The 14,715-nt window shown below is 71.5% G+C and carries 13 protein-coding genes; 5 read left to right on the plus strand and 8 right to left on the minus strand.

Annotation, left to right across the window (positions count from 1 at the left end; translation table 11 throughout):
• Positions 1–15 precede the first annotated feature (15 nt).
• Positions 16–1,413, plus strand: coding sequence for an ABC transporter substrate-binding protein (locus tag ACW9TB_RS04795; RefSeq protein ID WP_472746689.1), 1,398 nt, complete (start codon positions 16–18; stop codon positions 1,411–1,413).
• 104 nt (positions 1,414–1,517) lie between these two features.
• Here the strand turns inward: ACW9TB_RS04795 and lat are convergent, their stop codons facing one another.
• Positions 1,518–2,819 (minus strand): L-lysine 6-transaminase, encoded by a 1,302-nt coding sequence (gene lat / locus ACW9TB_RS04800; RefSeq protein WP_472746690.1) that lies wholly within the window; start codon positions 2,817–2,819, stop codon positions 1,518–1,520.
• Positions 2,820–3,075: 256 nt separating this feature from the next.
• Between lat and ACW9TB_RS04805 the strand changes: the two genes are divergently transcribed.
• Positions 3,076–4,275, plus strand: coding sequence for a M20 metallopeptidase family protein (locus ACW9TB_RS04805; protein WP_472746691.1), 1,200 nt, complete (start codon positions 3,076–3,078; stop codon positions 4,273–4,275).
• A 32-nt stretch (positions 4,276–4,307) separates the two neighbouring features.
• Here ACW9TB_RS04805 and trhA read toward each other — a convergent pair whose 3' ends face one another.
• Entirely contained in the window at positions 4,308–4,976 is a 669-nt protein-coding gene (gene trhA / locus ACW9TB_RS04810) for a PAQR family membrane homeostasis protein TrhA (protein WP_472746692.1), read from the minus strand.
• Positions 4,977–5,121: 145 nt separating this feature from the next.
• Here trhA and ACW9TB_RS04815 point away from each other — a divergent pair, with 145 nt between their 5' ends.
• Positions 5,122–5,970: a spermidine synthase gene (locus ACW9TB_RS04815; RefSeq protein ID WP_472746693.1), complete on the plus strand. Its 849-nt coding sequence runs from the start codon at positions 5,122–5,124 to the stop codon at positions 5,968–5,970.
• An 81-nt stretch (positions 5,971–6,051) separates the two neighbouring features.
• On the opposite strand, the gene ACW9TB_RS04820 is transcribed toward ACW9TB_RS04815, so the two are convergent.
• Positions 6,052–7,908 (minus strand): sensor histidine kinase, encoded by a 1,857-nt coding sequence (locus tag ACW9TB_RS04820; protein ID WP_472746694.1) that lies wholly within the window; start codon positions 7,906–7,908, stop codon positions 6,052–6,054.
• A 184-nt stretch (positions 7,909–8,092) separates the two neighbouring features.
• Here ACW9TB_RS04820 and ACW9TB_RS04825 point away from each other — a divergent pair, with 184 nt between their 5' ends.
• Together ACW9TB_RS04825 and ACW9TB_RS04830 are read left to right on the plus strand one after the other, a co-directional pair.
• Positions 8,093–9,472 (plus strand): serine hydrolase, encoded by a 1,380-nt coding sequence (locus ACW9TB_RS04825; protein ID WP_472746695.1) that lies wholly within the window; start codon positions 8,093–8,095, stop codon positions 9,470–9,472.
• Between the two features lie 281 nt (positions 9,473–9,753).
• The gene (locus tag ACW9TB_RS04830) at positions 9,754–10,740 is read left to right on the plus strand and encodes a pirin family protein (protein WP_472746696.1); all 987 of its coding nucleotides are present in this window, start codon (positions 9,754–9,756) and stop codon (positions 10,738–10,740) included.
• Between the two features lie 231 nt (positions 10,741–10,971).
• Here ACW9TB_RS04830 and ACW9TB_RS04835 read toward each other — a convergent pair whose 3' ends face one another.
• From ACW9TB_RS04835 to ACW9TB_RS04855, 5 genes are all read right to left on the minus strand, one after another.
• Positions 10,972–11,511 (minus strand): DUF1062 domain-containing protein, encoded by a 540-nt coding sequence (locus ACW9TB_RS04835; RefSeq protein WP_472746697.1) that lies wholly within the window; start codon positions 11,509–11,511, stop codon positions 10,972–10,974.
• A gap of 468 nt (positions 11,512–11,979) precedes the next feature.
• The gene (locus ACW9TB_RS04840; RefSeq protein WP_472746698.1) at positions 11,980–12,537 is read right to left on the minus strand and encodes a superoxide dismutase family protein; all 558 of its coding nucleotides are present in this window, start codon (positions 12,535–12,537) and stop codon (positions 11,980–11,982) included.
• Between the two features lie 284 nt (positions 12,538–12,821).
• On the minus strand, positions 12,822–13,760 hold the full coding sequence (locus tag ACW9TB_RS04845) for a 1-aminocyclopropane-1-carboxylate deaminase/D-cysteine desulfhydrase (RefSeq protein ID WP_472746699.1): 939 nt from the start codon (positions 13,758–13,760) through the stop codon (positions 12,822–12,824).
• Positions 13,761–13,765: 5 nt separating this feature from the next.
• A complete protein-coding gene (locus ACW9TB_RS04850) occupies positions 13,766–14,056 on the minus strand; it encodes a 4a-hydroxytetrahydrobiopterin dehydratase (RefSeq protein ID WP_472746700.1) in 291 nt (96 codons plus the stop codon).
• Positions 14,043–14,645, minus strand: a complete 603-nt coding sequence (locus ACW9TB_RS04855; protein ID WP_472746701.1) for a hypothetical protein — start codon at positions 14,643–14,645, stop codon at positions 14,043–14,045. The genes ACW9TB_RS04850 and ACW9TB_RS04855 overlap by 14 nt, the downstream gene beginning before the upstream one ends.
• Positions 14,646–14,715 lie beyond the last annotated feature (70 nt).

Genomic DNA, 14,715 nt, shown 5'->3' on the forward strand with positions numbered 1-14,715 from the left:
GAAAAGGAGCCAGACATGGTCACACGTCGCTGTGTGCTCGCGTTGGCGGCCGCACTCACCCTGCTCGGCGGTTGCGCCGCAGAGCCCCCCGCGGTCAAGAACAACACCGTCGTGCCCACCGCCGCCGCCCCCGCGGAGCTCGGCGGCAAGGTCACGATGTGGTACGACCTCGATTCCAACGACGAGAAGTCGGTCAAGGACTTCGAGAAGTGGTATATCGAGCCGTACAAGAAGATGTATCCGAAGGTCACGGTCGACGCGATCCCCAGCACCGGCGGCACCCTCGGGCAGAAGGTCAAGACCGCCCTCGCGGCCGGGCGCGGCCCCGACTTCATCGAGACCCCCGGCTCCTCCACCGCCATCCCCTACGCCGAGGCGGGCTACCTCGCCGACCTCGGGCCGCTGGCCGAGAAGGAGGGCTGGAAGGAACGCATCCTGCCGTGGGCCTACGACATGGGCGTCATCGACGGGAAGTTCCTGGCCGTCCCGCTCTACTACGAGACCCTCGCGCTCTTCTACAACAAGACCCTCTTCGACCAGAACGGCTGGACCCCGCCGACCGACCGCGCCTCCCTGGAGAAGCTCGCGGGCGAGATGCAGGCCAAGGGCATCGTGCCGTTCGTCAACGCCAACGCCACCTTCCAGGGCGCCACCGACTGGCTGGTCAGCTCGTTCATGAACGGCGTGGCCGGACCCGGCAAGATCCACGACGCGCTCACCGGCAAACTGCCCTTCACCGACCAGTCGTTCGTCGACTCGATCCAGCTCCTGGCCGACTACTTCGGCAAGGGCTACTTCGCGGGCGGCGCCAAGCAGTACTTCTCCCTCCAGGACCCGCAGAAGTACGCCATGCTCGCCCAGGGCAAGGCCGGAATGTACATCTCCGGAAGCTGGGAGTTCGAAGCCATGGACGAGTACTTCAAGGCGGCGGGCTCGGAGTGGGCCGACGCGCCGCTGCCCCCGCTCGCACCCGGCGTGCCCTCCGACGTCTACCCGCTGTCGGTCGGCGGCACCATGTCGCTCAACGCCGCCTCCAAGAACCTCCCGGCCGCCGCGGCCTACCTGAGCTGGATGCTCTCGGACGTCACGACCATGTGGGAGGCCACCGCGGCGAACCTGCGGGTGCCGCTCCCGATCAAGTTCACCCAGGCCGACGTGCCCCCGGGCGTCGACCAGCGGGTCGTCGACCACTATCTGAGGATCAACAACGCCTCGGAGAAGGGCAACGTCGGGTACACCACCTGGACCTCCTACGGAGGCAAGGCCGAGCAGTACATCCTGGAGAACATCGACAAGGTGGTGAACGGCGACCAGACGGCGGCGGCGTTCTGCGCCGGTATGGACAAGGCGTTCAAGGCCGACCTCGCCGCGGGCCTCATCCCGCCCGTCTTCGCCACCACCGCGACGGGCTGACCCTGTTCGCCCGGCCGCCGGTCCCCGCCCGGGACCGGCGGCCCTCACCCGCGAGCACGTCCGGGTGAAAGCACAACACCCCGTGCCACCGGCTTCCCGCGCCGCTAGGCGGAGAGCCGCAGGCAGCGGGAGGCCTCCAGGGCGCGGGCGATGGCGGACGTGCCCTCCGCCAGCTCCTCCGAGGTGATCGAGAGCGCCGGGCGCAACCGTACCGACCGCTCGCCGCAGGGCAGGAGCAGCACGCCCTCCTCCTCCCTGAGCCGGGCCACCAGGAGGTCGCGCTCCACGGCGTCCGGCAGGTCGAAGGCGCACATCAGGCCGCGCCCGCGCGCGTTCTCCGCCAGCTCGGGGAAGCGCTCCTGGATCTCCAGCAGTCCCGCGAGGAGCTCGGCGCCGAGCCTGCCCGCGCGCGGGATCAGGCCGTCGCGCTCCACGATCTCCAGCATCCGGCGGGAGCGGACCATGTCGACCAGCCCGCCGCCCCAGGTGGAGTTGATCCTGCCGCTGACCTGGAACACGTTGCCGGGCACCGTGTCGACCCTGCGGCCCGCCATGATCCCGCCCACCTGGACCTTCTTGGCGAAGGCCACGATGTCGGGACGCAGGCCCAGCTGCTGGTACGCCCAGGGGGTCCCGGTGGTCCCCGCCCCGGTCTGCACCTCGTCCAGGACGAGGAGGGCGTCGTGCTCGTGGCAGAGCCGTTCCATCGCGAGCAGGAACTCCGCCCGCATGTGGTTGTCGCCGCCCTCGCCCTGGATGGGCTCGGCGACGAAGCAGGCGATGTCGTGCGGGTGGCGTTCGAAGGCCGCCCGCGCCGCGGCCAGGGACCGCTCCTCGGCCGCCTCGACGTCGCCGAGGTGGACCGCGGGCACCTCGATCCTGGGCCAGTCGAACTTCGGGAAGCGGTCGGTCTTGATCGGGTCGGTGTTCGTCAGCGAGAGCGTGTAGCCGCTGCGCCCGTGGAAGGCGCGGGTGAGGTGGAGGACCTTGGTGCCGAGCTCCGGGGAGCGTCCCCGCGAGGTGTTGAGGCCGCTCTTCCAGTCGAAGGCGCACTTGAGCGCGTTCTCCACGGCGAGGGCGCCGCCCTCCACGAAGAACAGGTGCGGCAGCTCGGGGTCGCCGAGCACCCGGGCGAACGTCTCGGCGAAGTCGGCGAGGTGGCCGGTGTAGAGATCGGAGTTGGCGGGCTTGTTCGCGGCGACCCTGCCGAGCAGCGCCAGGAACTCCGGATCGTCGTCGAACGGGTTCACCCCGAGGGGGGCCGAGGCGAAGAAGCTGTAGAAGTCCAGGTAGCTCCGGCCGGTGCGGGCGTCGACGAGCCGGGAACCCCGGCTCCGTTCGAGGTCGAGTACGAGCCGGTAGCCGTCGACGAGCAGATGACGGGCGAGACGGCCATGAACGTCCATGTCCCCTCCAGGGTGATCCCGAGAAGATGATCCCCCGTCATTGACGCGTCTACACGGAGACATTACGCATCAGACCCGATTCTTATGAAGATTTTCGTGCGAGTATGCGACCCGGGCATGAACATCCGGACCGTGCGGCCCGGCCTCTCCCGTATGACCGCTCTCCTTCCCGGAGATCGCTCCCGTCGAGACCACAGGCCGGTCAAATCGGCCTATCGTGCGATAAGGCAGTATGACCGCCAGGAGGAAATGCCCGATGTCCCTTCGCGAATCCGCAGCCGACATGCGGGACGAGCTGGTCCGTCTCCGCCACGCCCTGCACCGGGAGCCCGAGCTGGGCCTCGACCTGCCACGTACGCAGGAGAAGGTGCTGACAGCGCTCTCCGGCCTGCCCCTGGAGGTACGGCTCGGCAAGGGGCTGAGCTCGATCACCGCCGTGCTGCGCGGTTCACTGCCGGGCCCGACCGTGCTGCTCCGGGGCGACATGGACGCCCTCCCGGTCTCCGAGCGCGGCGACGCGGCGCTCACCTCGCGGATGGCCGGGCGGATGCACGCCTGCGGGCACGACCTGCACACGACCATGCTGGCGGGCGCGGCGCACCTGCTGGCCGCCGGGCGCGACCGGCTCGCGGGGAACGTGGTCTTCATGTTCCAGCCCGGCGAGGAGGGACCGGGCGGCGCGCAGATCATGATCGACGAGGGCGTGCTGGACGTGACGGGCGAGCGCCCGGTGGCGGCCTACGCCCTGCACGTGATCAGCTCGATGCTCCCCCAGGGCGTCTTCGTGACCAGGGGCGGCCCGATCATGGCCGCCGCGGACAGGTTCACGGTGACCGTACGCGGCGCCGGGGGCCACGGCGCCTCGCCGCACCGCGCCAGGGACCCGATCCCGGCGGCGTGCGAGATGGTGACCGCGCTGCAGACCATGGTGACGCGCGGTTTCGACGTGTTCGACCCCGTGGTCGTCACCGTCGGCAGCTTCCACGCGGGCAGCGCCGACAACGTGATCCCCGAGGAGGCCCGTTTCGAGGCCACGGTCCGGTCGTTCTCGTCCGCCGCGCACGCGCGCGTCCAGGAACGGGCGGTGACCCTGGTGAAGGGCATCGCGGCGGCGCACGGGCTGGAGGTGGAGGCCGACTACGAGGTGAGCTACCCGGTCACGGTCAACGACGGCGCCGAGGCCGACTTCGCGGGCTCGGCCATCCGCGAGGTCTACGGCGAGGGGCGCTTCTTCGAGGCCCCCCAGCCGTTCACCGGCTCGGAGGACTTCTCGTTCGTCTGCGACCAGGTGCCGTCGGCCTTCGTGGCGCTCGGCGCCTGCCCGGCGGACATCGATCCGGGCAGGGCCGCCTACAACCACGCCCCCGAGGCCAGGTTCGACGACGCGGTGCTGCCCGACGGAGCCGCGCTCTACGCCGAGCTCGCCACCCGGCGCCTCGCCCTCGCCGCGAACTGAGCGGCCCGCGCGGTACGGAGACCGCCGGGGCGTCACGCCGCCGCGTGGACCACCAGCGAGACCGCCACGTACTGCGCCACGTAGGCGGCGACGGTGAAGGCGTGGAAGACCTCGTGGAAGCCGAACCACCGGGGAGAGGGGTCGGGCCGGCGCGTGCCGTACACGACCCCTCCCGCCGTGTAGAGCAGCCCGCCGAGGAAGAGCAGGGCGACCGCGGCCACCCCCGCGCCCGCCACGAGCTGGGGCAGCACGAAGACGGCCGTCCAGCCGAGGCCGATGTAGAGCGCGGTCGAGAGCCAGCGGGGAGCGCCGGGCCACAGCACCCGGAAGAGGACCCCGGCGACCGCGCCGGTCCAGATCACCCCGAGCACCACCGTACTGGCCACCCCGTCCAGCGCGAGCAGCGCGAACGGGGTGTAGGTGCCCGCGATGATCAGGTAGATGTTGGCGTGGTCGAGGCGCCGGAGCACCTCCTCCTGGCGCGGGGAGAGCGTCCCCCGGTGGTAGGTGGCCGAGATGCCGAAGAGCAGGCCGGAGGTGATCGCGTAGATCGCGGCGGCGAGCCTCGCCTCCAGGGTGGGCCCCAGCGCGACGAGAACGAACCCCGCGACCAGCGCCACGGGCAGCGCCCCCGCGTGCAACCAGCCGCGGAGGCGGGGCTTGACGGACTCTGCGAGTGTTTCTGCGAGGATCGGGGCCATGAACCTACGGTAGCGTAGGTTACGCGTTCGTAGGTTGTGATCTGCCCTACACGCACCAACCGGTCGCGACTGCGCATATGGTTTCTCCCTCGGGTTCGCGTCATCGGGCTCGCGTCATCGGGTTCACATCAGGGAAAGAGGGCCGATGGGCAGGCGGGAAGAGCGGGAGCCGATGCCGGGACGGTACCCGGTGACCTTCGGCGAGGTCGATCTCCTGCGGGACCTCGACCGGCCCTCGGGCTGGGTGATCTCCAAGGACGGCGTGCCACAGTCGTACGTCGACCTCGACGACGCCACCTACCTCGACTTCGAGTACGTCCGGCTGATGGCCGACGTCATCGACCTCCTCGGCGAGGGCCCGCTGGACGTCGTGCACGTGGGCGGCTGCGCCTGCACCCTGCCCCGCTACGTCGCGGCGACCCGGCCGGGGTCCCGGCAGATCGTCGCCGAGCCGGACGAGGGGCTCGTCCAGCTCGTCAGGGACCAGCTCCGGCTGAAGTCGGTGCCCCGGCTCAGGGTCAGGATCCTCGACGGCCGCACCGCCACCGCCGGGCTCGGCGACGCCTCGGCCGACCTGCTCGTGCTGGACGCCTTCAGCGGCGCCACGATGCCGATCGAGCTGGCCACCTCCGAGTACATGGGGGACGTCGCCCGCGTCCTGCGCGCGGACGGCACCGTGCTGATCAACGTCGCCGACGGCAAGGGGCTGGCCTTCACCCGCCGGGTGCTCGCCACCGTCCGCGGCACCTTCCCCCGGGTGGTGCTGCTCGCCGAGCCCGGCGTCATGCGCGGACGCCGCTTCGGCAACCTCATCGTCGCCGCCTCCCGCGTCCCCCTGCCCGTCTCCGACCTGACCAGGAGGGCCGCGGGCGGCCTCACGCAGGCCCGCTGCGTGCACGGCGAGGACATCGTCAACTTCATCGCCGGAGCCCGCCCCCTGAACGACGGCGACGCCGTGGTCATCCCCGTCCCCCCGCCCGCGGTCTTCGGCTGACCTGCCGCCGGTCCGGTCGGTTTATCCGGTCCGGCCTGTCGGTCGACACGCCGGTCCGGCACGCCGGTCCGGTCCTGCACGTCAGCCGGTCCGCCGGTCGGCACGCCGGTCCGGCGCGTCGTCCGGCATCGGGACCCAGGCGCCGACCACCGTACCCTCGCCGGGCGCCGAGGAGACGTCGAGGCCGCCGCCGAGCGCGACCATCCGGTCGGAGAGCGGGCCCAGGCCCCCGCGGCCGGGCCCGCCCCGTTCGAAACCCCTGCCGTCGTCGGAGACGGCGACCCGCAGTCGCCCGCCCGACCAGGCCAGCCGCACCTCGATCCTGGAGGCCTCGGCGTGCTTGAGGGCGTTGGCGACGGCCTCGCTGACCGTGAAGTACAGGGCCCCCTCGATCTCGTCGGGGAAGCGGCGCGAGCGGAGCGCCGGATCGGCCGTCACGACCGTGGTCACCGGCAGCCGCGAGCAGCGCTCCTCGACCGCCTCCGCCAGGCCGCCCTGGCTGAGCACGGACGGGTGGATGCCCGCCGCCAGCTCCCGCAGGTCGGTGAGGGTCTGGCGGGCCTGCTCGCGCAGGAGCGCCAGGCTGTCGGAGCCACCCCCGGTGGCGCGGGCCAGCTCCAGCCCCGCGATCAGCGCGACGAGCTGCTGCTGCGCACCGTCGTGGATGTTGCGCTCGATCCGCCGCCGCTCGGCCTCCTGCGCGTTGACCAGGCGTGCCGCCAGCCCCGCGCTCTGGATCGCCAGCCCGATCGGCACCGCGAGCGAGCCGAGCAGCCTGCGGTCCTCGGCGTTGAAGCGCCCGGCGACCTTGGGTCCGCAGGCGATGTGCCCCAGCCCCGCCGGTACGGTGAGCACCGTCCCGCCGTCCTCGCCGCCCGCCACCACCCGCGTGCCGTCCGCGAGCGTGACGGCGGCCCACCGCGTCTCCAGGCCCGCCCGTACGGCCTCCGCCAGCCTTCCCAGCTGTTCCACGGGCTCCGCCGCCTCCAGGCCGGGCCCGAGCTCCGTCAGGAGCTCGTCCACCGTCGGCCTGAGGTCGAAGACCAGGAAGAGCCTGGAGCCCCTGACCCCCACCCGGACGTCGAGCAGGTTGTGGCGGAACACGGCGGCGGCGATCACCGCGGGCAGCGCGGACACCGCGGTCACGACGCCGAGCCAGCTCACCGCGTGGCCCCCCTGCCCGAAGATCAGTGTCAGCCCGGAGCCGCTCAGGGCGGCCACCATCCCGAGGATCATCCAGCGGAGGCGGCGGCGCTCGACGAGGGGCCCGCGCCGCGCGCGCAGCGCGAGGGAGGCCAGCACCAGCAGCGCCACGAGGAAGACCGCCAGCTGCCCGAACCCGCCCACGAACGCGGCGAGCAACCCCGCCGGGCCTTCGAGCCCCAGCGGGTTGCCGTACGGGAAGGCGGAGGCGTAGATCTCGTCCGGGCTCAGCAGGACGCCCAGCCAGTGCAGGAGGATCGCCGTCCCGGCGATCCAGGCGACCGGGCGCCAGCGCGGCGAGGGCAGCCCGCCGTCGGGGAAGATCAGCGGGACGAACACCCAGCTCAGGCCGTAGAAGACGGAGAACAGCGAAACCAGCAGCGCGGCGGTCACGGAGAGAGGGCCGTGCGCCTCGCCGTACGCCGTCAGGAGGCCCACGCCGAGGCAGCCGAGGCCGAGGCAGCAGGCGGTGACCAGCAGCAGCCAGCCGTAGGGGTTGTCGGGGCGCCTGACCGCGATGAGCAGGCCCACCGACGGCAGGATCGCGCAGGCCACGACGAACAGCCACTGGCTGAACGGCACGGGCATGCCGATCTCCAGCAGGGCGCCCGCGACGATCCCGGTCACCGACACCGCGGCCATGGACGCGGCGAGGGCGCGGAGCGGGGTGGCGGACCTCGACGGGCCCGGCGGCTGCGCGGGTGCCCGAGCGGTCCGAGAGGCCGTGGACGTCATGGGACGTAGGGTGGCCCGTCACGGACTCCGCCGTCCAGGGGGTTGTCCGCACATCCGGTGCGGTTCGCCGCACCCGCGAGACGGAGGACCGCCGGGTGTCGCGGGACGGGAGCGCTCCCTAGTTTCGGATGAGGGCCATCGGGGAGGTGGCCGCAACGCCGGAGAACATCCGAAGGAGCATTTCATGCGGTTGCCGTTCCGATCGAAGCGCCTGCTGGCCCTCGCCGTCGCCGTCGCGGCCGTTCCAGCGATGACCCTGCCGACGGCCGTCCCCGCGTCGGCGGCCACGACGGAGACGGCCGCGGCCGGGAGGTTCCTCGCCGAGCCGGAGATCCCGGACAGTCCCGCCGGACGGCAGCTGCGCTGGTTCCTCGGCGCGCCGGACCGGGCGCCGCTGCCGGAGAGCGAACTCGGGGAGCGTTTCAGCTCCGGCTATCTCTCGTCGCTGACGGTCAACGGCGTCAACGCCTTCCTCACGGCGTCGAAGGGGTTCCGCCTGGAGAAGCTGACCAAGGAGACGCCGTCCGCGCTGGCCGGGACCGGGGCGATCGGCGAGCAGGCGTTCACCCTGCAGCTCGGCGTGGACGGCGACGGGAAGATCAACCTGCTCGGGCTGACGCCTCCCGAGCCCCCCGAGCCCGCCGCGCCCAAGAGCTGGAAGCAGCTCGACGCCCGGCTCCGCGAGGTCGCCCCGAGGGTGGGCTTCCTGGCCGCCGAGATCGACTCGCGGGGCAGGTGCGACGTCGCGCACGCCGTGGCGCCGGACACGGTCCGGCCACTGGGCTCGATCTTCAAGCTGTACGTGCTGGGCGCCGTGGCCGAGAGGATCCGCGACGGCGGGCTGAGCTGGAACACCAAGCTCACGATCAAGCCCGAGTGGAAGAGCCTGGGCGAGGGCGGGCTGACGGACCGTCCCGACGGCAGCACCACCACGGTCATGGAGGCCGCCAAGCTGATGATCTCGATCAGCGACAACACCGCCACCGACATCCTGATCCACACGGTCGGCCGCAAGGCCGTGGAGACCACGGTACGGCGGTGGTCGAGTCATCCCGAGCGGAACATCCCCCTCCTCACCACGCGCGAGATCTTCCTGCTCAAGGGCGTGAACCACCCCGCGCAGGCCCGCGCCTACCTGGCGCTCGACACCGCGGGCAAGCGCGCCTACCTGAAGGACACGGTCGCCGGGCAGTCGCTGTCGGACATCGTGCTCTGGCAGAAGCCCAGGGAGATCGACACGGTGGAGTGGTTCGGCTCGCCCCGCGACGTCTGCCGCGCCTACGCCGGGCTCCTCAAGCTGGGAGGCAAGCAGGTGAGCGCGGCGATGTCGGCCAACGACCTCGGGATCAAGCTCGACGGGAAGAAGTGGCCGACGGTCTGGGCCAAGGGCGGTTCCGAGATGGGCGTCTACGACCTGTCGCACCTGGCCCGCTCGTCCGGTGGGAGGACCTACGTCGTGACCACGCTGACCAGCGACCCGGCCAGCGCGCTGGACGAGCGGACCGCGTACCCCGAACTGATCTCACTGAGCCGGGGCGGCTTCGCGCTGGCCCGAGGGAAGTAGGTCCGTCCGGAGGGTGGTCCCGTTCGATGAACGACGGCCGGGAGGTGACCCCGTTTAGCTGAACGACGGCCGGGAGGTGATCCCGCCCGGGGAACGGCGGCCGGGAGGTGATCCCCGTCCGGCCGGACGGCGGGGAACGTCGTCGGGAGGTGATCCCCGCTCAGCCGAACATGTTCGTCGTCGAGGCCGTGGCAACTCCATTGCCACGGCCTCACTCGTCATGGAATAGTTGAAACATCAACTGAGTTATCACCGGCGAACATCGCAGGAAGGAATCCAAGATGCCCGCCGTGACCGTAGAGAACCCGCTGACCCTGCCCCGCCTGCCGCAGCCGCTGAACGCGACCCGCGAGCGCCAGGTGCTGGCCGTCACCACCGCGCCGAGCGGATTCGAGGGAGAGGGCTTCCCGGTCCGCAAGGCACTCGCGACGATCAAGTCCCAGTATCTCGACCCGTTCATCATGATGGACCAGATGGGCGAGGTCGACTACGCGCCGGGCGAGCCCAAGGGCACCCCCTGGCACCCGCACCGGGGCTTCGAGACCGTCACCTACATGATCGACGGCGTGATGGACCACGCCGACTCGCACGGCGGCGGCGGCACGATCTCCGACGGCGACACCCAGTGGATGACGGCCGGTGGCGGCATCCTGCACAAGGAGGCTCCCCCGGAGTGGCTGGTCCAGAAGGGCGGCCTGTTCCACGGGATCCAGCTCTGGGTCAACCTGCCGGGCAGCGAGAAGATGGTCGCGCCGAAGTACCAGGACATCGGCAGGACCAACGTCGTCCTTCTCAGCAGCCACGACGGCGGAGCGCTGGTCCGCCTCATCGCGGGCGAGGTCGGCGAGTTCACCGGCCCCGGCTCCACCCGGACCCCGATCACCCTGCTGCACGCCTCCCTCAGCCCCGGTTCCCAGCTGACGCTCCCCTGGCGCAGGGACTTCAACGCGCTCGCGTACGTCCTGTCGGGACGCGGCACCGTCGGCGGCGACCGGCAGCCGATCGAATCGGGCCAGCTGGCCGTCTTCGACGGCTTCGGCAGCCTTCCCGGGCTGGGCACCGACGGCGAGACCATCACGCTCTCGGCGGCCGGTACGCAGGAGAGCCGCAGCCCCAACCTGGAGGTCATCGTGCTCGGTGGCCGCCCGATCGGCGAGCCGGTCGCGCACTACGGGCCGTTCGTGATGAACACCCAGGCGGAGCTGGTCAAGGCGTTCGAGGACTACCAGGCGGGCCGTCTCGGCACCATCCCCGCCGGTCACGCCTGATCGCGAACCACACGCTCCGGCACCGGGATCCGGTGCCGGAGCGCGAACACCACGACCGGGACCGCCAGGGCCCCGGCCGCGCCTGATCGCGAACCATGCGGCCGGGCGCCGTTTGACCGGCCGATCCCGCCCCCTCGGTCAGGACGACCAAAGGGACACCATGGGAAACTCCGCCGGAGCCGCCCGGAGGACGAGAGGGATTTCGCGCGGACGCCTGACGGCTCGTCCCCGCTACTCCCCGGCCGTCACGGTGAAGGTGAACCCGGTGCTCGTCGTACGGCGCAACGAAATATCGCATTTGACCCGGCGCAGCACCTCGTTCCTGCTGAAACCGAGCCCCTGCGCCATGAGCCGATCCGGGCGCACCGGCACCGGATCCGCGAAGACGACCTCCACCTGGACCGGCCACGCCCCACCGGGCCATACCGACGGGGTGTCCAGCCGCCAGGCCCCCCTCCAGTCCAGGGTGAAGCGGTTACGTTGAGCGAGCAGCGGATCCAGGAGCGTGGCCGCCACCAGCTTCGGATCGTTGGCGTGGTAGCCGTCGAGCTCGGCCGGATCGAAGGATCTGACCGGCGCCCGCTCGTGCACGGTGAGCTTGCCCGTCCGATCGCAGGACACGCAGCGGACCAGCAGCCACACGTCCAGCAGCTTGCCGTTGGCGTTGACGCGGAACCTGCCCTCGCCGGTGGTGGCCGACTCCGACAGGCAGTCCACGCACCGCGACGACAGCAGGGGCAGCCTGGTCCGGCGAACGAACCAGGGCAGCACAGTATGAGGTTGTGAAGACATGATCTCTCTAGACCTGACACGAGGCCGATTGCGCGCGGCCTCAAACGCTGCATGACCGGGCGCACGCGGGCAGCCCGGCGGAACCGGCGGTAGGGCCGGCCTGAAGGGAAGCGGAAGAAGGTGTCAGGTCTGGAAAGCGGGCGGGGTCACGCGGTCTTGTCCTCTGTCCTCACGGCGACGGGGCCGCGGGCAACTTAACGGAACGCCACAGGAGGGCTCAAACGGTTTTCCGGCGAAGGCGGTCAGGCCGCGCGGCCGAGGCGGCGGTGGACGAACCGGCCGCCCCGGCGACGAGCCGACCGGTGGCCGGTGAGACGTACGACGGCCTCGGGAAGGGCATCAGGCCGTGCGGCCGATGGCCGGTGAGAACGTACAGCGGTCCCGGGAACCGGCGTCAGGTCCACAGAGGACCGGGGACGGCTGGGGACAAACCCCGCGCCGCCCGGTTCAGCGCTCGGTGAGGGTGACGCAGGCGACGCGGGGACCGGCGACGCCGGCCTCGGCACCGGCGGTGCGGGTGGGCTCGGCGTGGATCACGAGCGACCGGGGCAGCCGCCCGGAGACGAGCGCCCAGTCCTGGGTGGCGGTCGCGGTGCCGTCGCCCCGGATGTCGGTGGTGAAGTCGAGCCAGACCTCGTTCTCGGCGTTCGCGTGGGTGTGGGAGTGCTGGTAGTGCGGCCCGGCGTCCTCCGGTTTGAAACCGCACGGGTTGACGTGCAGGTGCGCCCCGTACGCACGGCCGGGGAGCATGCCCTTGACGCTTACCGTGGCGGTGGCGAGCACCGCCCCCGAGTCCACGGTGACCTGCGCGGAGGCTCCGGGCGGCACCAGCGCGGTGTCGTAGACGATGGCGGTGGCGCGCGGCGCGGGGTTGGTGAACCTGCCGCTCCCGGCGAGGCGGATCCCGTCGGCGCTCGGACCGTGCCCGGCCGGATGGTCGGTGACCTGCTCACCGCAGCCCGCGCAGAGCAGGGCGACGGCGGCGAGAACTCCCAGAATGCGCATCCACGATCTCCTTGACCGGGCCGGAGAAGAGCAGCGCCCACCATATCGAGTAATCGTACGACCACGCTCGGTATTGGCCGCTCCCGGCCACGCCACCCCCGGAGATCCACGACGGAAGCCGGAAGGCCCGCGCCGCGTACGGGAAAACCCCACCGTGTCAGGCCGTCGCCGTGTGCCCCCGAAGGACCTCGCCGCGTCAGGCCCCCCGTCCGTCGCGTACGCCCTCGGAAGCCCCCGCCCCGTCAGGCCCCGTCGCGTGCGGAGAGGTCAGAAGCGCGGCGGGGTCAGGAAGGTCCGTCGGGGGAGGCCGGAAGCGGGGGCTCCCCCATCGGGCCCGTCACGACGGCGACGATCGTGGTGTTCACGGGAAAGGCCCCGCGTTCCGCCAGGGTGAAGACGCCCCACAGCATCTTCGCCACGTAGACCCGGTCGAGCGACATCCCGTGCCGGTGGGCGAAGTCGTCGGCGAACGCGTCCAGTTCAACACAGCGCCTGGCGTATCCCCCGGCGTGGAAGTCGCAGTCGATCGTCCAGTTGGCCGACACCTCGCCGTAGGTGGCGATCTGGAGCCCGGCGACGACGTCGGCCAGGAACCCCCCTCCCCGCAGGACGGAGAAACCCAGGGCCCGCCGACCGGCGGTCAGCCCGGCGGCGATGCCCGCGAGCGTGCCTCCGGTGCCGACGGGACAGCAGACGACGTCGAACGGCACGCCGATCTCCCCGGGGAGTTCGGCGCAGCCCCGGACGGCCCGCTCGTTGCTGCCGCCCTCGGGCAGCAGGTAGAACCGGCCGAACTCCCGGTGGAGCGCCTCGACGACGGGCGCGGTGTCCTTGGCGCGGTAGGTGGCGCGGTCCATGTAGACCAGCCGCATCCCCGCGCCCGCCGCGAAGGCGAGGACGTCGTTGAGCGGCGAGTGCTCCTCGCCCCGGATGACGCCGACGGTCCGGAACCCGAAGCGGGCCCCGGCCGCGGCGACGGCCCGCACGTGGTTGGAGTACGCGCCGCCGAAGGTCAGCAGGGTCTCGTGGCCCAGCTCGGCGGCCCGCGCCAGGTTGTACTTGAGCTTGCGCCACTTGTTGCCCGGCAGGAGGGGGTGGACCAGGTCGTCGCGCTTGAGGATCACGCGTACGCCCGCGCGGGCGAGCCGGGGGTCGTCGAGCTCCACGAGGGGGGAGGGCGGTGTCCGGTCGAACTCCCGCCGTACGTGTCCGGGATCACCCATGGGGTTCAGGCGTGGGCCGAGGCTATCTCGTCGATGCGGGCGGCCAGGGTGAAGTCCATCTCCGTCAGGCCACCGGCGTCGTGCGTGCTGAGCGCCAGGTGGAGGGTACGCCAGCGGATGTCGATGTCGGGGTGGTGGTTGAGCTTCTCGGCCTCCACCGCGATCTCGTCCACGACGCGGATCGCGGTCGGGAAGTCGGTGGCGGTGATCGTGCGGCGGATCTCGTCGCCCTCGCGCCGCCACTCGGGCAGGCCGGTCAGCCGGTTGTCCACCGCGGAGTCGTCAAGCAGGTTCATCCTCCCAGGAGATCATGTCTCCGGCGAAGACGCCAAGCCTGGGCAGGCTTCCGGCGCGCCGGGCCATGGCCATGACGCCCTGGGCCATGGCGGTGGCGTGGCTGGCCTGGTCGAGGAGGGGCTCCAGCTCGGGCAGGAGGCCGGGCAGCCGGGCGAGGCTCCACTCGTGCCAGTCCGACAGGCGGGTGCCGCCGCTGTCGGGGTCTTCGGCGCGGTAGGCGGCCAGGATCGGGCACTCCCGGTTGATGCGGAGCAGCCATCCCTCGATGTCGGCGTTGAGCGCGGCGATCCGGGAGGGGGCGGCGTACAGCCAGCCGTCGTCGCCGATGCGGTCGGACTCGCCGTCGGCGGCCGGGTAGGAGCGGACGACCGTGCCGTGCAGGAACAGGCCGCTGGCCACCATCAGCTGGCGTCCCTCGCACCAGTCGAGCGCCCCGCGCAGGGGGACAGGGACGGTGTCGACGATGACCGCGCGCTGGGAGGTGCTGGGCTGCCGGGCGAAGCGGACGTGCACCTCGGCCCACATGTAGTAGCTCGCCTCCCCCGCGCCGAAGAAGGGGAAGGGGAAATCCTTGTCGAGGTGGGCCATGTGTCGGGTTCTCCGCGGGGAGGGGACAGGAGTCGTTCCGAATATGAACGACTCCTGACGACACTCCCGG

This window comes from Streptosporangium sp. H13245 (genome assembly GCF_055690525.1).